This window comes from Stenotrophomonas sp. JAG2 (assembly GCF_041080745.1).
Lineage (GTDB): Bacteria > Pseudomonadota > Gammaproteobacteria > Xanthomonadales > Xanthomonadaceae > Stenotrophomonas > Stenotrophomonas maltophilia_AA.
Genome location: NZ_JBEUMH010000001.1, coordinates 389,112 through 406,580, shown reverse-complemented (window position 1 = coordinate 406,580; position 17,469 = coordinate 389,112). Strand labels below are relative to the sequence as shown.

General features: G+C 67.4%; 13 protein-coding genes. 6 read left to right on the top strand and 7 right to left on the bottom strand.

Going from position 1 to position 17,469, the window contains the following annotated elements:
• Positions 1-6 precede the first annotated feature (6 nt).
• Both AB9O74_RS01710 and AB9O74_RS01705 read right to left on the bottom strand, forming a co-directional pair.
• Complete coding sequence (locus AB9O74_RS01710; RefSeq protein WP_176988382.1) at positions 7-1,392, bottom strand: sigma-54 dependent transcriptional regulator; 1,386 nt, start codon at positions 1,390-1,392, stop codon at positions 7-9.
• A gap of 70 nt (positions 1,393-1,462) precedes the next feature.
• Positions 1,463-3,076 carry a PAS domain-containing sensor histidine kinase gene (locus AB9O74_RS01705; RefSeq protein WP_369348177.1) on the bottom strand — a complete coding sequence of 538 codons (1,614 nt, stop codon included), beginning with the start codon at positions 3,074-3,076 and terminating at the stop codon, positions 1,463-1,465.
• 333 nt (positions 3,077-3,409) lie between these two features.
• On the opposite strand from AB9O74_RS01705, the gene sucC reads away from it, so the two are divergent.
• From sucC to AB9O74_RS01690, 3 genes are all read left to right on the top strand, one after another.
• A complete protein-coding gene (sucC, locus tag AB9O74_RS01700) occupies positions 3,410-4,579 on the top strand; it encodes an ADP-forming succinate--CoA ligase subunit beta (protein WP_176988384.1) in 1,170 nt (389 codons plus the stop codon).
• Between the two features lie 21 nt (positions 4,580-4,600).
• A complete protein-coding gene (gene sucD, locus AB9O74_RS01695) occupies positions 4,601-5,476 on the top strand; it encodes a succinate--CoA ligase subunit alpha (protein ID WP_176988385.1) in 876 nt (291 codons plus the stop codon).
• Between the two features lie 248 nt (positions 5,477-5,724).
• Positions 5,725-7,359 (top strand): NAD+ synthase, encoded by a 1,635-nt coding sequence (locus AB9O74_RS01690; RefSeq protein WP_369348176.1) that lies wholly within the window; start codon positions 5,725-5,727, stop codon positions 7,357-7,359.
• 116 nt (positions 7,360-7,475) lie between these two features.
• Here the strand turns inward: AB9O74_RS01690 and AB9O74_RS01685 are convergent, their stop codons facing one another.
• The gene (locus AB9O74_RS01685) at positions 7,476-8,360 is read right to left on the bottom strand and encodes an outer membrane protein assembly factor BamD (RefSeq protein WP_176988387.1); all 885 of its coding nucleotides are present in this window, start codon (positions 8,358-8,360) and stop codon (positions 7,476-7,478) included.
• A 116-nt stretch (positions 8,361-8,476) separates the two neighbouring features.
• On the opposite strand from AB9O74_RS01685, the gene rluD reads away from it, so the two are divergent.
• Genes rluD through AB9O74_RS01670 form a run of 3 tightly spaced genes read left to right on the top strand, consistent with a single transcriptional unit; the run spans position 8,477 to position 10,676 of the window.
• The gene (gene rluD, locus AB9O74_RS01680; protein ID WP_019183947.1) at positions 8,477-9,472 is read left to right on the top strand and encodes a 23S rRNA pseudouridine(1911/1915/1917) synthase RluD; all 996 of its coding nucleotides are present in this window, start codon (positions 8,477-8,479) and stop codon (positions 9,470-9,472) included.
• Positions 9,472-10,251 (top strand): peptidoglycan editing factor PgeF, encoded by a 780-nt coding sequence (gene pgeF, locus AB9O74_RS01675; protein ID WP_369348175.1) that lies wholly within the window; start codon positions 9,472-9,474, stop codon positions 10,249-10,251. The genes rluD and pgeF overlap by 1 nt, the downstream gene beginning before the upstream one ends.
• On the top strand, positions 10,248-10,676 hold the full coding sequence (locus AB9O74_RS01670; RefSeq protein ID WP_369348245.1) for a thiol-disulfide oxidoreductase DCC family protein: 429 nt from the start codon (positions 10,248-10,250) through the stop codon (positions 10,674-10,676). The genes pgeF and AB9O74_RS01670 overlap by 4 nt, the downstream gene beginning before the upstream one ends.
• An 81-nt stretch (positions 10,677-10,757) precedes the next feature.
• Here AB9O74_RS01670 and otsA read toward each other — a convergent pair whose 3' ends face one another.
• The 4 genes from otsA to AB9O74_RS01650 form a co-directional block, all read right to left on the bottom strand.
• A complete protein-coding gene (otsA, locus tag AB9O74_RS01665; protein WP_369348174.1) occupies positions 10,758-12,122 on the bottom strand; it encodes an alpha,alpha-trehalose-phosphate synthase (UDP-forming) in 1,365 nt (454 codons plus the stop codon).
• The gene (locus tag AB9O74_RS01660) at positions 12,119-13,900 is read right to left on the bottom strand and encodes a glycoside hydrolase family 15 protein (protein WP_176988390.1); all 1,782 of its coding nucleotides are present in this window, start codon (positions 13,898-13,900) and stop codon (positions 12,119-12,121) included. The genes otsA and AB9O74_RS01660 overlap by 4 nt, the downstream gene beginning before the upstream one ends.
• Before the next feature lie 86 nt (positions 13,901-13,986).
• On the bottom strand, positions 13,987-14,745 hold the full coding sequence (gene otsB, locus AB9O74_RS01655) for a trehalose-phosphatase (RefSeq protein ID WP_176988391.1): 759 nt from the start codon (positions 14,743-14,745) through the stop codon (positions 13,987-13,989).
• 85 nt (positions 14,746-14,830) lie between these two features.
• Positions 14,831-17,281 (bottom strand): TonB-dependent receptor plug domain-containing protein, encoded by a 2,451-nt coding sequence (locus AB9O74_RS01650; RefSeq protein ID WP_369348173.1) that lies wholly within the window; start codon positions 17,279-17,281, stop codon positions 14,831-14,833.
• Positions 17,282-17,469: the final 188 nt, after the last annotated feature.

The window sequence follows — 17,469 nt, the reverse complement described above, 5'->3', positions numbered from 1 at the left end:
GTGGCTCTACTCCATGCCGAGCTTCTTCAGCTTGTACCGCAACGCGCGGAAGGTAATGCCCAGCTGCGCGGCGGTACGCGTCTTGTTCCAGCGGTTCTCCTCCAGCGCCTTCTGGATCGCGGTGCGCTCCATCTGCTCGATGTAGGAGGGCAGGGCGCCATTGCCGGCCGGCAGATCGACCACCGCTTCTTCCTGGGTGGCGGGTGCATTGCCGGCGCCGAAACGCGGCGCGTGCTGCGGCAGGCGCAGGTCGCTGGCGCCGATGCGGTCTTCCTCGGCCAAGGCCAAGGCGCGCTCGAGAATGTTCTCCAGTTCGCGCACGTTGCCGGGGAAGTGGTACTGGGCCAGGGCGTCCAGCGCCGAGGGCGCCAGCAGCGGGGTCGGGCGGCCGTGGGTGCGGGCCAGCCGTGCCAGGATCGAGGCGGCCAGCGCGGGCAGGTCGCTGCGGCGCTCGCGCAGCGGCGGCACGCGCAGTTCGATCACGTTGATGCGGTAATACAGGTCGTGGCGGAAGCGGCCGTCTTCGACCAGCTCGCCCAGGTCCTTGTGCGTGGCCGAGAGGATGCGCACATCGACCGGCACCTCGGTGGCGGCACCGACCGGGCGGATCGATTTCTCCTGGATCGCGCGCAGCAGCTTGACCTGCATCTGCAGCGGCAGCTCGGCCACTTCATCCAGGAACAGGGTGCCGCCGTGCGCGGCCTGGAACAGGCCGGGTTTGTCGGCATGCGCGCCGCTGAAGCTGCCCTTCTTGTGGCCGAAGAACTCGCTCTCCATCAACTCCGAGGGAATCGCGCCGCAGTTGACCGGTACGAAGGCGCCCGGCGCACGCGCGCTCTGCGCGTGGATGGTGCGGGCGACCAGTTCCTTGCCGACGCCGGATTCGCCGAGGATGTAGACCGGCGCCTGGCTGCGCGCGACCTTGGCGATGGTGGCGCGCAGCAGATCCATCGACGGCGAATCGCCGAGCAGGCGCGCGGCCTGTTCCGGAGCCAGCGGAGCGGGCGCGGCACGCTCGGTGTTGTTGAGTTCCAGTGCGTGCTTGACCAGGCCGCGCAGCACCGAAATGTCCACCGGCTTGCTGACGAAATCGAACGCGCCGGCCTTCAATGCTTCCACCGCCAGGTCCATGCTGCCGAACGCGGTGATCATCGCCACCGGCGTGCGCGGGTAGTGCTGCGCGATTTCGGTGACCAGCTCGATGCCGTTGCCATCGGGCAGCCGCATGTCGGTGATGCACAGGTCGTACGGGTTGCTGGCCAGCAGCTCGCGGGCTTCGGCGAGGTTGGCCGCGGTGCTGATGCGCAGGCCCATGCGGCCCAGGGTCAGTACGAGGAGTTCGCGGATGTCACGCTCGTCGTCGACGACGAGGGCGCTGCGGGTGTCATTCATAAGGAAGGAAGATAGCCGAGGGCGGTCGTTGGCGACAAATGTTTGACGGGGGTGTGCAGGTGTGCGCGGCTCATCCGGCCATCATCGTGTGCGGGCCGGCAAGCACCAGCCGGAAGCAGGCGCCGCCGGCGGGCACCGAGACGTACTCCAGCCGTGCCTGGTTGGCCCGGCAGAGTTCGCGGGCGATGTACAGGCCCAGCCCGGTGCCATGCTCGGAGGTGGTGAAGAACGGCCGGAACAGCTGGCTGGCGACGGTCTCGGGAATGCCGGGGCCGCGGTCCATCACATCGATGATGGCGGTGCGGTCCTGGCGCGCCACGCGCAGCCGCACGCGCGCTGGCTCTTCAGCCACGCGGCCGTACTTGAGCGCGTTGTGGACCAGCACGGTGAGGATCTGGTGCAGGTGGCGCGGGTCCACCAGGGCGTGCACCGAGGTCTCGCTGATGATCGGCTCCACGCTGTCGGTCTCCAGCGAGAGGCCCTGTTTGTACTCGAGCACGAAGCGGCGCACGAACGCGGCGAGGTCCACGTTCTCCGGGTTGGCGCGCTCGCGCCGGGCCAGCCCGAGCACGCTCTCGACGATGCCGTTGGTGCGCTGGCACTGCTGGTTGATGATCTGCAGCAGGCGGCGGTCGGTGTCGCGGATGTCGGCGGATTCTTCCAGCAGCTGGGCGGCGTAGTTGATCGCCGCCAGCGGGTTGCGGATCTCATGGGCGAGGCTGGCCGAGAAGCGGCCCATCGCCGAGAGCGTCAAGGACTCGGCACGCCGCGAGACCACGGTGGAGTCGTCCAGGAACACCAGAGTGAGGTCGCTGCCGGCAAGCAGGCGGGCAAAACGCGGCTGCACTTCGGGCTGGTCCGGCGAGAGCTGCAGCGGCATTTCCTCGTTGGTCCAGCCGTTGCGCCAGCGCAGCAGCCGGCGGCTCAGCTCGGGCGCGGCGCTGCCCAGTTCCAGCCGGCCGCTGCCACTGTTGCCGTCGGCATCGCCGAGCAGGGTGGAGGCGGCCTCGTTGGCCAGGGTGATGCGGTTGGCACCATCGACCACGATCACGCCGGTGCGCATGCGGCGGATGATCAGCTCGTTGATCTGGAACAGGTTGGCCACTTCATCGCCGCGCTGGTTGGCCAGCTGCTGGTTCATGCGGGCGCGGTTGCCGACCTGGTAACTGATGAAGGCGATGGCCAGGTAGCTGGTGACGAACATCGCCAGCTCGGCCAGGGTGCGGGTCGGGTCGCCGCCTTCGAGTTGTTTCCAGAGGTATTCGCCGGCGGTGGCGGCGCTGGCGGCAGCGGCCAGGCCCAGCCCCATGCTCAAGGGCAGCAGGGTGGCGGCCGCGGCGATGTTGAACAGCAGCGACATCGAAATGCCCGCGCTGGCCCCGGGCAGGGCATGGGCGAGCAGGGTGGCGGCGATGATGTCGGCGGCCACGCTCCACACCACGATGGTGCGCAGCCAGCGCTCGTTGCGGCCGAACAGCAGCACCAGCACGGCCACCAGCAGGTAGCCGCTGGCCACGATCGTCGCCAGCTTCGGGTGGTCGGCGGCCCCGACCAGGCTGGTCAACGGGCTGAACAGCAGCGCGCCGATGACGGTGGCCATCAGCAGGCGGTACAACGCGAAGAAATACAGTTCGCGCCGCGGTATCGATTCGATGCGGTCGATCAATGAAGCACTGGGTGACACGCCGGAACTCCCCTTCTGGCACGGGGGCAGTGTAGGGGGTCCGGCCGGGTTTGGGGGCGGGCGTCCGGGGCCGGGCGTGTGAAGGCGGGACGGTGGGCGGGCGCCGGCCGGCTGCGCGGCCGTGCGACGAGGTGCCCGCAAGGCGGTTTCCGGCCCCTGCCGCAACTGTCTGAAATTGCGCCGGAAACCCCCTGGCGTGGCTGTCTCCGGACGGACTTCTTTGCGCGCGCGCGCCGGGTCGTCCACAATAGTGGGCCCGCCGCGGTCCTTACCGGCGCCCCCGTGAGGGAGCCTTGGAGATGCGTGCGGTCGTTCCTATTCCCACGGTGACGCATGAATTTCCACGAATACCAGTCAAAACAGCTGCTTGCCGAGTACGGCATTCCCGTTCCGGCCGGCAAGGTCGCGGCTACCCCGGACGAAGCGGTTGAAGCTGCCAACGCCCTGGGCCAGGGCCCCTGGATGGTCAAGGCGCAGATCCACGCTGGCGGCCGCGGCAAGGCTGGCGGCGTCAAGTTCTGCAAGACCACCGACGACGTGAAGGCCGCTGCGGCCAAGATGCTCGGCACCAAGATGGCCACCTACCAGACCGCCGGCGTCGAACTCCCGGTCAACCTGGTGCTGGTGACCACCGCCGGCGAGATCGTCAAGGAACTGTACCTGTCGGTGCTGGTCGACCGTGGCACCAAGACCATCACCTACATCGCCTCTTCGGAAGGCGGCGTGGAGATCGAGCAGGTCGCCGCGGAAACCCCCGAGCTGATCCACTCGCTCAACGTTGATTTCGTTGAAGGCGTGCAGGGTTACCACGGCCGTGATTTCGGCTTCAAGCTGGGCCTGACCGCCAAGCAGGCCGGCCAGTTCGCCAACATCATGGTGAACCTGTACCGCCTGTTCAACGAAAAGGACCTGGCCCTGGTTGAAATCAACCCGCTGGCCATCCTGGACGACGGCAACCTGTACGCGCTGGACGGCAAGTTCGACAGCGACGACAACGCCGCGTTCCGTCAGAAGGCTCTGGTCGCCATGCGCGACAAGACCCAGGAAGACGAAACCGAAGTGACCGCTTCGGAGCTGGACATCAACTACGTCACCATGGACGGCAACATCGGCTGCATGGTCAACGGCGCAGGCCTGGCCATGGCCACCATGGACGTCATCAAGCTCAACGGCGGCGAGCCGGCGAACTTCCTGGACGTGGGCGGCGGTGCGAACAAGCAGCGCGTCATCGAAGCGTTCAAGCTGATCCTGTCCTCGGACAAGGTCGAAGGCATCTTCGTCAACATCTTCGGCGGCATCGTCCGCTGCGACATGATTGCCGAAGGCATCATCGCCGCGGTCAAGGAAGTGGGCGTCAAGGTTCCGGTCGTGGTGCGCCTGGAAGGCACCAACGTGGAAGAAGGCAAGCAGCTGCTGCGTGACAGCGGCATGGCCATCATCCCGGCCGACAACATCAACGACGGTGCCAAGAAGGTCGTCGAAGCTGTCAAGAACGCTGCCTGATCCGACACCGAAGGAAATCCAATGTCTGTACTTATTAACAAGAACACCAAGGTGATCGTGCAGGGCTTCACCGGCCAGCAGGGCACCTTCCACGCTACTCAGATGATCGAGTACGGCACCCAGGTTGTTGGCGGCGTGACCCCCGGCAAGGGCGGCACCACCCACATCGACCTGCCGGTCTTCAACACTGTTGCCGACGCCGTGCAGAGCACCGGCGCCAACGCTTCGGTCATCTACGTGCCGCCGCCGTACGCGGCTGATGCGATCCTGGAAGCGGCCGCTGCCGGCATCCAGGTCATCGTGTGCATCACCGAAGGCATTCCGGTGCTGGACATGCTGCGCGTCAAGAACGTGCTGACCCGCTCGCATCCGGACACCGTGCTGATCGGGCCGAACTGCCCGGGCGTCATCACCCCGGGTGAGTGCAAGATCGGCATCATGCCGGGCCACATCCACAAGCCGGGCAAGATCGGCATCGTGTCGCGTTCGGGCACCCTGACCTATGAAGCGGTCAAGCAGACCACCGAAGTCGGCCTGGGCCAGTCCACCTGCATCGGCATCGGTGGTGACCCGATCAACGGCCTGAACTTCGTCGACTGCCTGAAGCTGTTCAACGAAGATCCGCAGACCGAAGGCATCATCATGGTCGGCGAAATCGGTGGCGACGCTGAAGAAGCCGGTGCCGAGTACATCAAGAACCACGTGAAGAAGCCGGTCGTCGGCTTCATCGCGGGCGCCTCGGCTCCGGCCGGCAAGCGCATGGGCCACGCCGGTGCGATCGCATCGGGCGGCAAGGGCACCGCGGAAGGCAAGTTCGCCGCCATGGAAGCTGCCGGTGTCGTCACCGTCCGCTCGCCGGGCGACCTGGGCGCTGCCATCGCCAAGCTGGTGAAATAAGACCGCCAGCCGCGCAGCGGCTGACGTGTCTGTAGAAGCCGACCGTTGGTCGGCTTGGAAAGGCCGCCTCCGGGCGGCCTTTCTGCGTTTCAGGCACTACCCGGGCCGGTAGGTACCGATCGTTGGTCGGTACGCGCCACGTAGTGCCGGCCGCTGGCCGGCGCCTCATCGTGCTGCCGCCGAATGCGTGGTTGCCGGCCAGCGGCCGGCACTACAATGAGCGTATTGCAACCACAGGTTGGACCCCCATGACGTCGCTCCGCATTGCCCTGGCGCAGTTCGATTTTCCGGTTGGCGCAGTGGCGCAGAACACCGACACCATCATCGCGATGATCGCCGAGGCGCGCGACGAGTACGGTGCCGAGCTGGTGGTCTTCCCGGAGCTGGCGATCAGCGGCTACCCGCCGGAGGATCTGCTGCTGCGCCCGGGCTTCCTGTACGACTGCCAGCAGGCGCTGGAGCGCATCGCGGCGGCCACCACCGGCATCGCGGCCGTGGTCGGCTGGCCACAGGCGGCCGGTGCGGTGGTCTACAACGCGGCCAGCGTGCTGCGCGATGGCAAGGTCGAACACACCTACCGCAAGCGCGAGCTGCCCAATTACGCGGTGTTCGATGAGCGCCGTTACTTCGATGTCGATCCGGACGGCGGCAGCTGCGTGTTCGAGCTGAAGGGCGTGCCGGTGGGCGTGCTGGTCTGCGAGGACCTCTGGTTCGCCGAACCGCTGGCCGATACCGTCCGTGCCGGCGCGCAGTTGGTGGTGGTGCCCAATGCCTCCCCGTACGAGCGTGGCAAGCACGCCCAGCGCGATGCGCTGCTGGCCGAGCGTACCCGCGAGAGCGGTGCGGCGATTGCCTATCTGAACGTGGTGGGCGGCCAGGACGCGCTGGTGTTCGATGGCGCCTCGGTCGTGGCCGATGGCGATGGCACGGTGCATCCGGCGGCCGCGGCCTTCACCGACCAGTGGCTGGTGGTGGATTACGACGCCGATGCCCGCCGCTTCCTGCCGCGGGAGTGGATGGACGACGGCGACGAGAGCATGGACGCGCTGGCCTGGCGGGCGGTGACCCGCGGGATCCAGGACTACTGCCGCAAGAACGGCTTCAAGAAGGTCTGGCTGGGGCTGTCCGGCGGCATCGATTCGGCCCTGGTGCTGGCGATGGCGGTGGATGCGCTGGGCGCGCCCAACGTCACCGCGGTGCGGCTGCCGTCGCGCTACACGGCGGACATGTCCAACGACCTGGCCGCCGAGCAGTGCCGCGCGCTGGGGGTGAAACTGGAAGCGGTCTCGATCGAGCCGGTGTTCGAAGGCCTGATGGCCGCGCTCGGCCCCATGTTCGAGGGGCAGGCAGCCGATGTGACCGAGGAGAACCTGCAGTCGCGCAGCCGCGGCGTGATCCTGATGGCGCTGTCCAACAAGTTCGGCGGGCTGCTGCTGACCACGGGCAATAAAAGCGAGTACGCGGTGGGTTACGCGACCATCTACGGCGACATGTGCGGCGGCTATGCCCCGCTCAAGGACCTGTACAAGACGGAGGTGTTCGGGCTCTCCAAGTGGCGCAATACCGTGGGCGGCGCCCCGGTGATCCCGCCGGCGGTGATTTCCCGCCCGCCCTCTGCCGAGCTGCGCGCCAACCAGACCGACCAGGACTCGCTGCCGGCCTACGACGTGCTGGACGGCATCCTGTACCGCTACGTGGACCAGGAGCAGTCGCGCGAGGAGATCGTGGCCGCCGGGTATGCCGCCGAGGTGGTGGACCGTGTGCTGCGCCTGGTGCGCACCAGCGAGTGGAAGCGCCACCAGGCCGCCCCGGGGCCGAAGGTGTCGCGCCGGGCGTTCGGGCGTGAGCGCCGGTACCCGATCAGCAATGGGTACAAAGGCTGAGAAGCCACCCGGTAGGCGCCGACCGTTGGTCGGCGCGGTGCCTCCGCCAAGACATTCGCCCGACCAACGGTCGGGCGCTACCGTAATAAAAAAGGCCCCTTTCGGGGCCTTTTTCATTATTTGCGGTTCATCGTGGCGTTGCGTTCACCGGTACTGGCGGACTTCTCGCCGGCAAACGGGTTCAGCTTGCGGACCATCCACGGGTACTTCGGCCACTTGCCCTGCAGCCACGGGTGGTCGGGCTGGTTCAGCTCGAGCACGCGGCGGGCATCGTCGGCCAGGGTCTTGTTGCCCAGGTGGGTGTAGGCCTCGCCCAGGGCGGCCACGGCGTCGTACTGGAACGCGCTCTGCGGGTAGTTTTCCAGCAGGAAGTTGGCGCGGCCGGCGGCCGAGACGTAGGCCTCGCGGCGCAGGTAGTACAGGGCGTTGTCCAGCTCGTACTGGGCGAACACGTCGCGCAGGGCGATCATCCGCTGGCGCGCGTCGGCGGCGTAGCGGCTGTTCGGGTAGCGCTCGGTGACGATGGTGAAATCGGCATAGGCCTGGCGCGGGCTGGACAGGTCGCGGCGGCTCGGGTCCAGCGACCAGACGCGGCGCAGGAAGACCGTGTCGCGGTTGCCATTGGCCAGGCCACGCAGGTAGTACATGTAGGCGATGTTGCGGTGGGTCGGGTAGGTACGGATGAAGCGGTCCACGCTGGACACCGCGTCATCGTGCTTGCCGGCCTTGTACTGCGCGTAGGCGCTTTCGATCATGGCCTGTTCGGTATACGGGCCATACGGGTATTGGGCTACCAGGCGGCGGAAGCTGGCTTCGGCACCGCTCCAGTTCCCCCCTTCCATGAGCTTGTGGCTCTTTTCATAGAGCTGCTCAACCGGCAGGCCTTCATCCGGATTCTTGCCCTTGGTACCGCGGTGGCAGCCGGTGGCGACGAAGAGCAGCACCAGCATCAGGGCGGCGAGGCGGACGGGCGCGGACAGCATAACGGAGCGTCGGATCATGGGGTCAGGGCGGGACGCGGCTGGAATACGAAGGGTCGATGATAGCCTAGTGGCCTGTCCCGCGACTGAAACTGGTCGCCCGGACCCCAAAATTGTCCCTATTGCGGTGTGCCCCCATGTCCGATACCCCTGCTGATTCCGATTCCCCCCGCCAGGCCATCGTGCCCGATACCGCCGCAGGCCGGCGCTTCGACGCCGTCCTGGCCGAGCTGTTCCCCGAGTTTTCCCGGTCCAAGCTGACCGAGTGGATCAAGTCCGGGGACGTCCTCCTGGACGGCGACACCGTGCGCGGCCGCGACCCGGTGCGCGGTGGCGAGGTGGCCAGCCTGCATGTCGTGCTCGACACCCAGACCCATGCCGAGCCGGAGGACATCCCGCTGGAGGTCCTGTACGAGGACGAGCATGTGTTCGTGATCAACAAGCCGGTCGGCCTGGTGGTCCACCCCGGCGCGGGCAACCCGACCGGCACGCTGGTCAATGCGCTGCTGTTCCGCGACCCTTCGCTGTCGGTGCTGCCGCGCGCAGGCATCGTGCACCGCCTGGACAAGGACACCAGCGGCGTGATGGTCATCGCCCGCACCATCCAGGCGCAGACCGCGCTGGTCGAGCAGCTCTCCGCGCGTGAAGTGCATCGCCAGTACCTGGCCGTGGTGGTCGGCGCGCTGGTCTCCGGCGGCACCGCCACCGCCGGCATCGATCGTCACCCGCGCGATCGCATCCGCATGGCCGTGCGCGAAGACGGCAAGGAAGCGATCACCCATTACCGCCTGCGCGAACGCTTCCGTGCGCACACGGCGCTGGAGTGCCGCCTGGAAACCGGCCGTACCCACCAGATCCGCGTGCACATGGCGCACCTGCGCCACCCGATCATCGGCGATCAGCTGTATGGCGGCGCGCTGAAGCTGCCGAAGGGTGCCAGCGACGAGCTGGTGGCCGAACTGCGCGGCTTCAAGCGCCAGGCGCTGCACGCTGAAACGCTGGAGTTCGTGCACCCGATCACCGGGGAAAAGATCACCAACAGCGCGCCGCCGCCGGCCGACATGCAGGCCCTGCTGCACGCCCTGCGCGAAGACAGCAAGCGCTTCGCCGAGCAGGAACGCAACCGCCGCTGATGGACGCCCCCGTGCCCGGGTTGCCAGCCGACTGGCAGGCCCCGATCGGGGTCCATGCGCTGACCACCCTGCGCTTCGGCGCAGGCGGTTCGGTGGCGCCGTTCGACCAGTTCAACATGGGCAACCGGTACGCCGCCGACGGCGACGACCCGGCACAGGTGCAGCGCAACCGCGACCTGCTCGTGCCCGGGCTGGGCCTGCCCTCGGCGCCGCACTGGCTGCGCCAGGTGCATGGCACCGGTGTGCGTCGCTTCACCGCCCCGCCGACGGCCGTCGGCGGGGAGGCGGAACCGACCGCCGATGCCGCCGTGACCTCGGTCCCGGGCGTGGTGCTGGCAATCCTCACCGCCGACTGTCTGCCGGTGGTCTTCGCCGCGCGCGATGGCGGTGAGATCGGCGCCGCCCATGCCGGGTGGCGTGGGCTGGCCGACGGCATGCTGGAGGCCACCGTGGCCGCCATGCAGACCCCGGCTGCGCAGCTGCAGGCCTGGCTGGGGCCTGCGGCCGGTCCGGCCCTGTATGAGATCGGCGAGGACGTGTTCGAGGCCTTCGTCGAGCGCGACGAGGGGGCTGCGACGGCCTTCGTGGCGACCCGGCCGGGGCACTGGAAGGTCGATCTGTATGCGTTGGCACGTCGGCGGCTGCAGTCGGCCGGGCTGGACCCGGCCTGCATCAGCGGCGGGCAGTACTGCACCCTGGCCGATCCGCAGCGGTTCTATTCGCATCGGCGCGACCGCCGCACCGGGCGCATGGCGACCCTGGCGTGGATCGCGCCCTGACTGCGGGACAGACGGTAGGTCGATCGGCAGCTGAAGCGGTCATCGTCTTCGACGGCGTGTGCGCCCTGTGCAGCCGCTGGGTGAGGTTCCTGCTGCGCTTCGACACGCGGGGCCGCTACCGCTTCGCAGCGATGCAGGGGGCGCAGGGACGGGCTCTGCTGCAGGCACACGGGCTGGATCCGGAGGACCCGACCTCGTTCCTGCTGCTCGACGCAGGCCGTGCGTGGACGGACACCGATGCGATCATCCGCGTGCTGACGGGGCTGGGTGGCGCATGGCGTCTGCTGGGTGTGCTGCGCTGGGTGCCCCGCGGTTTGCGAGACCACGCGTATAGGGCGCTGGCGCGCAACCGGTATCGGTGGTTCGGCCGGCATGACACGTGTTTCCTGCCGACACCAGAGCAGGCGGTGCGGTTCCTGGACTGACGGGTGGACGGGTTGCCGGCCAGCGGCCGGCACTACCTAGACGTCCGCGCCATCACCCGTAGTGCCGGCCGCTGGCCGGCATCACCTTTCCAGCGCCTGCAGATACGTCTGCCGCCAATGATTGATGTCGTACGTGCGCAGGTGGTCCATCATCGCCTGCCAGCGCTCCACGCGCTTCTTCAACGGCATCGTCGCCGCAGTGGCGATCGCATCCGCGACACCATCCAGGTCATGCGGATTGACCAGCAGCGCCTGCTTCAGTTCATCGGCGGCACCGGCCAGCAGGGACAGCACCAGCACGCCGGGGTTCTCCGGGTCCTGCGAGGCCACGTACTCCTTGGCGACGAGGTTCATGCCATCGCGCAGCGGCGTCACCAGGCCGACCGCGGCCGCCCGGTAGAAGCCGGTCAGGGTGGCATGGGTGAAGTTCTGGTTGACGTAGCGCAGCGGGGTCCAGTCCGGCGCGGCATGTCCGCCGTTGATGTGCCCGGCGATCTGCTCCAGCTGGCCGCGCAGTTGCCGGTATTCGGTGACATCGCCGCGCGAGACCGGTGCGATCTGCAGGTAGGTCAGTGAGCCGTGCTGATCCGGGTGGCGTTCCAGATAGCGCTCGAATCCCTGGAAGCGTTCGGGCAGTCCCTTGGAATAGTCGAGCCGGTCCACGCCGATCGCCAGCTGGCGATTGCGCAGGCTGCCGCGCAGGTCCTTGACCGCGGGTTTGTTCGCGCCGGCCTTGGCCTGGCGCGCGATGAACTCGGTATCGATGCCGATCGGGAAGGCGGCGGCGCGGAAACGCCGGCCGCCGGGCGCTTCCAGTTCGCCGTCGGGCAGCACACGGCCGCCACCGAACAGGCGCACATAGGACTGGAAGCGGTCCGCATCTCGCTGGGTCTGGAAGCCGACCAGATCGTAGGCGTAGAGGCTGGAGAACAGCCGCAGATGGTCCGGCATCGCCTGCAGCAGATCGGCCGAGGGCATCGGCACGTGCAGGAAGAAGCCGATCCGGCAGCCGATGCCACGCTCGCGCAGCAGCGAGGCCAGCGGGATCAGGTGGTAATCATGGATCCAGACGATGTCGTCCTCGCGCAGCAGCGGCGCGAGCTTCTCGGCGAACAGCGCGTTGACCCGGCGATAGGTCTCGCGGGTGGCGCGGTCGTAGTCGACCAGGTCCAGCCGGAAGTGCAGCAGCGGCCACAGCGTGCGGTTGGCGAAGCCGTTGTAGTAGCCATCGACGTCGCGCTTGTTGAGGTCCATGGTGACGTAGCGGATGTCCCCGTCGACCTGCTCGTGCAGGGCGCCACTGTTGTCGCGCACCGACTTGCCGCTCCAGCCGAACCACAGGCCACCGCGCTCCTTGAGCGCGGCCAGGAGCCCGACCGCGAGGCCGCCGGCGCGGGATTCACCGGGAACGGCGACCCGGTTGGAGACGACGACCAAGCGGCTCATGACGCCTCCTGCCAGCTGCGCGACAGGCGCATGGCGGCGGTGATCAGGCCCACGTGCGAATAGGTCTGCGGGAAGTTGCCCCAGGCCTCGCCATTGTCGAACGCGAGATCCTCGGAGAGCAGGCCCAGATGGTTGCGGCGCTCCAGCAGCGTCTCGAACATCTCGCGCGCTTCGTCCAGGCGGCCGATCGCGGCGAGTGCATCGATGTACCAGAAGGTACAGATGGTGAAGCTGGTTTCGGGCTCGCCGAAGTCATCCGGCGCCACGTAGCGGTACAGCGCGTTGCCATGTTTGAGATCGCGGCCGATCGCTTCGACCGTGGCCACGAAACGTGCGTCGGTGGCCTCGATGAAGCCGATATCGGCCAGCAGCAGCAACGACGCATCCAGGCGATGGCCGCCGAAGGTGTCGGTGAAGTGGCCGAGGTCTTCGCTCCACGACTCGCGCATGATGCGCGCATGGATGATGTCGGCGCGCTCGCGCCAGTAAGTGGCGCGGTCGTCCAGCTTCAGCCGCACGGCGATCTTGCACAGGCGGTCGCAGGCGGCCCAGCACATCGCGCTGGTGTAGGTGTGGACTTCAGTGCGGCCACGGAATTCCCACAGCCCGGCATCCGGCACGTCGTGCAGGGTGAACGCCTGCTCGCCAAGCGGTTCCAGCCGCGCGAAAGTGTGTGCATCGCCCGGGTCCTGCAGGCGGCGGTCGAAGAACAGCTGGGTGGAGGCAAGCACCACGCTGCCATAGACATCGTGCTGGCGCTGCACCCAGGCCAGGTTGCCGCGGCGAACGGGGCCCATGCCGCGGTAGCCGGAGAGTGACGGTACTTCGCTCTCTTCAAGCTTCGCTTCGAAGCTGATGCCGTACAGCGGTTGCAGGCTGCCATCGGCGGTGGCCAGGTTGAAGATGTAGCCCAGGAACTGCTCCATCGTGCGGGTCGCGCCGAGGCGGTTGAGCGTGCGCACCACGAAGGCGGCGTCGCGCAGCCAGCAGTAGCGGTAATCCCAGTTGCGGATGCTGCCGGGCGCTTCCGGGATCGAGGTGGTCATCGCGGCGATGATCGCGCCGCTGTCCTCGTACTGGCACAGCTTCAGCGTGATCGCGCTGCGGATCACCGCGTCCTGCCATTCCAGCGGGATCGACAGATAGCGCACCCATTCGCGCCAGTAGTCGCGCGTGCGCTGGAAGGATTCCTGTACGTAACCGCTGAGCGAGCGGTTGAGCGATTCATCCACGCCGAGCACCAGATGCACGGGATGGTTGAGCACGAACGGCAGGCCGTCGCGCACGAAGCGCAGCGGCACATCGGTGGTCAGGCGCAGCACGTGGTCGGGCAGTACCCAGCGGATGTGGTTGCTGCCCCAGGTGGCCTCGGGCACGCGGGCACCCCAGTCGGCCAGCGGGCGCGCACGCACGATGATGCGTGGGTTGCCGGACAACGGACGCACCTGGCGGATCAGGCTGACCGGCCGGTAGAAGCGGTCGTTCTGGCGCCAGCGCGGCGCGAAATCGATGATTTCCAGGGCGCCGCCATGCTTGTCGCGCAGCACGGTGCGAAGGATGGCGGTGTTGGTCAGGTAGCTCTGTTCGCTGTCGACCATGTCCTCCAGCTCGATGCCGAAGTCACCGCCTTCCTGTTGGTTGGGGCCGAGCAGGGCGCAGAAGGTCGGATCGCCATCGAAGGTCGGCAGGCAGCTCCAGACGACGCGCGCGTGTTTGTCGATCAGCGCGCCGAAGCTGCCATTGCCGACCACGCCCAGATTCAGATCGGGTTCGCTCATGATGCAGGAAGTCTCGTGTCATGCCGCGGCGGCACACCGGTGGGGGAGACCTGCGCGCGGCGTCAGGGGGCCTTGGGATCAAGGCATCAGTAGGCATTCTCGCGAAGCCAGGCGTGCACGCTGCGTATCGTCGGCAGCGCGAACACCGCATCGCTGGGCTCGCGCGCACCGACCAGCACGCTCCAGCCGTGGAGGTCGTTGGCCGCTCCAAAGCCGAATTCATCGGTCAGGTCATCGCCGACGAAGACCGGCATGCGATCACGGAACGGCGGCTGCAGCATCAGCTGCCGCATCGCGCGGCCCTTGTCGCTGCCTTCGGGCAGGAATTCGATGACATGGTCGCCAGGCTGCAAACGGTAGCCGCCATGCCCGCGGATATGCCGTTCGGCGAACGCGCGCACATCGTTGGCGGCGTGCGGTGCACCGCGCCAGTGCAGGGCCAGGCTGCGGCCCTTGTCTTCCACGAGCACGCCGGGATAGCCATGCGCGAAGCGCATCGCCTGCTGGTGCAGGGCATGCAGCCACTCGCTGGTATCGGCGGAGGGATCACTGGTCTGCGCGCGCTGCTCATGGTTGCGCAGCTCGTGGCCATGCAGGCCGGCAGCGGGCAGGCTCAGGGGCGCGAAGAGTGTGTCGAGCTGGGCGAGCGGTCGCCCGCTGATCAGCGCGACCGCGCCATCCAGGCGGTCGCTGATGCGCCCGATCGCTTCACGCACATCGGGCAGCAGCGCGACCGACTCGGGGTCGTCCGCGAATTCGATAAGGGTGCCATCCACATCCAGGAACAGCGCACAGGCATCGTCCAGCAGCGGCGGCGGCGGACGTTGGGGGAAGTCGTTGGCCATGGTGACCAAGATGCCAGCGTGGATGTGATTGCCAGGTCATGGCAACCACATCCACGTAGTGCCGGCCACCGGCCGGCATTACCGGTCAGAAGGTGTAGCGGACGCGGCCGTAGTAGTACGCACCATTGCTGCCTATCGGTGACAGCACGTCGTACGGCAGGTTGCCGAAGTAGTAGATGTCATCGTTGGACAGATCCGAGTAGTTGTCGGTCAGGTTCTGTCCGCCCAGTGCCACGCTCCACTGCGGCGTGATCTTGTATTCGACCTCGGCATCCAACTGCCATTCCGCGCCGTAGGTCTGGCGTGGGATGTAGCCATCACCGAAGTTGAACACACGGGTCACGCTGCCATAGCGACTGAGACGGCTGCTCAGCGACCAGCGGTCATTGGCCCAGCTGGCGGCCAGCGCAGCGCGGGTGCGCGGGGTCGCGTCGGTCAGCGTATTGGTCTCTTCCACGCCGAACAGTACGTAGTCCGGATCCAGCGCCAGCAGACCCGGCGGCGTGGCGAGCACGTTCTTCAGGGTGGTCTTGGTGTAGGCGTAGGTGCCGGTCAGCACCACCTCGCCATTGCCCAGCGACTGCCGCCAGTTGCTCACCAGCTCGGCGCCCCGGGTGCGGGTATCGGCGGCGTTGACGAAGAAGCTGGCGCTCTGCAGGCCGGCCACGCCGAACTGCTGCTGCACGTAATCGGTCAGCGCATCGCCGGTGATGCTCTCCGACAGTGCGATGCGGTCGTCGATGTCGATCTGGAAGAAGTCCAGCGAGACGTCGAAGTGGTCGCCGATGCGGCTGGTGAAGCCCAGGCTGGTGTTGAGCGACTTCTCCGGCTTCAGGTCGGTGGCGCCGAGGCCGCGGGCGATCGGATTGTTGACCGACAGCACCCGGCCCTGGACCAGCTGGCCGGCGGCGTTGTAACCGGTGGACGTGGACTCGTAGCCGATCTGCGCCAGCGACGGCGCGCGGAAGTTGTTGGAGATCGCGCCACGCAGCGCGAACGCCGGGGTGAACTCATAGCGCAGGCCCAGCTTGCCGGTCAGCTCGCCACCGAAGTCGTCGCTGTGCTCGTAGCGCGCGGCCAGATCGCTGGAGAAATGCTCGCCGAACTGGCTGGAGAGGCTGGCGTAGGCGCTGGCGACATCCCGCGACAGCGAGGTCGCATCCTGCGGGGTCAGGCCGCCACCGGCCTGCGAGCCGGTCGGGCGGTCCGTGAACGGGCCGGCGGCATAGCTGCTCGGGTCCCCCGGGCGAGTTTGGTAATGGTCGCGGCGCGCTTCCAGGCCCAGGCCCAGGCTGTGGGTGATGCTGTCGCCCTGCGCGAACACGCGGCCCAGATCGACATTGGCGACCGTCAGCTCATTGCGGTAATCACCGGTCTTGAAGCGGGTCGGGCTGGTCGGGCCCAGCGAGGCGTTGATCGAGTTGCGCAGGCGGTAGGTGAACGTGTTGACGCCGTAATCCAGGCTGGCGTCGTAGTTCCACTCGCCCCACTGGCCCTTCGCGCCGGCCACGGCCTGCACGTCGCGGTTCTCGCCTTCGGAGATCGGGCGGTAGCCGTTGGGGTAGACCTGGGCCCAGTTGGCGTCGCTGTCCGGGTAGCGGAAGTAGTTCGCGCCTTCGCTGTCACGCTGGTTGAAGGTGGCGAAGCTGTAGAACGTGGAGGTCTCGCCGAACGGCAGCTGCGCGTTGTACCAGGCGTTGAGATCCCTGGTCTTGCCGTCGCCGAGCACGTAGTTGCGTTTGCCCTGCAGGGCCAGGTTGGTCTCGCTCTGGTCCCACGGCGGAATCTGGTCGAAGCCGGCGCGGTTGGTGCCCTCGTGGTTCTTCAGCTCCAGGCCGACGCGCAGGAAGCCGCCTTCGTCGCCCAGCGCGGTGCCGACCTTGGCACTGGCATAGCTGGTCTGGCCATCGGTGATCGTGCGGTCGATCGGCTTGAGGTCGGTGTGGTTGGCACCGAAGCTGGCTTCGAACGCGCCGCCTTCCGGGGCGTCATCGAGGATCACGTTGATCACGCCGGCGACCGCATCGGAGCCGTACAGCGCGCCGGCGCCGTCGCGCAACACCTCGATGCGCTTGATCGCGCTGACCGGGATCGCGTTGAAGTCGACCGGGGTGGTGCCCTTGCCGATCTTGCTGTCGGTGTTCACCAGCGCGCTGCTGTGGCGGCGCTTGCCGTTGACCAGCACCAGGACCTGATCGGGCGAGAGCCCGCGCAGCTGGGCGGCACGGATATGGTCGGCGCCACCGGAGTTGGACTGGCGCGGGAAGTTGAACGAGGGCAGCAGCGCCTGCAGCGCGCTGCCCAGTTCACCATTGACCACACCGGCCTTGCGGATGTCCTCCGCGGTGAGCACGTCCACCGGTGAGGTGGATTCCAGCACGGTCCGGTCCACGGCGCGGGTGCCGGTGACGATCACGGTGTCCAGCGTTTTGGCGGTGTTCGGCGCGTCCTGCGCAAGTACGTCCTGGGCCAGCAGGGGGGAGGAGAGGACGAGCGCGATGGCAAGGCCAAGGCGCGACGCGGACGGACGGGACATGCGGACTCCAGCAGGACGACGAGGGAGGGGAGGGAGGGGGAGGGAGAGTTGCCGACCCATGGCTGGCACTACCAATCCATCCGGATGAAGCGATATATTATCTTCGCGTGATGTCCCTGTGTGACGCAAGTCCCATCGGGGTGGTTATCAGCAGATAGCCGTTGGCGATCTGCACCGGACCCGGATAT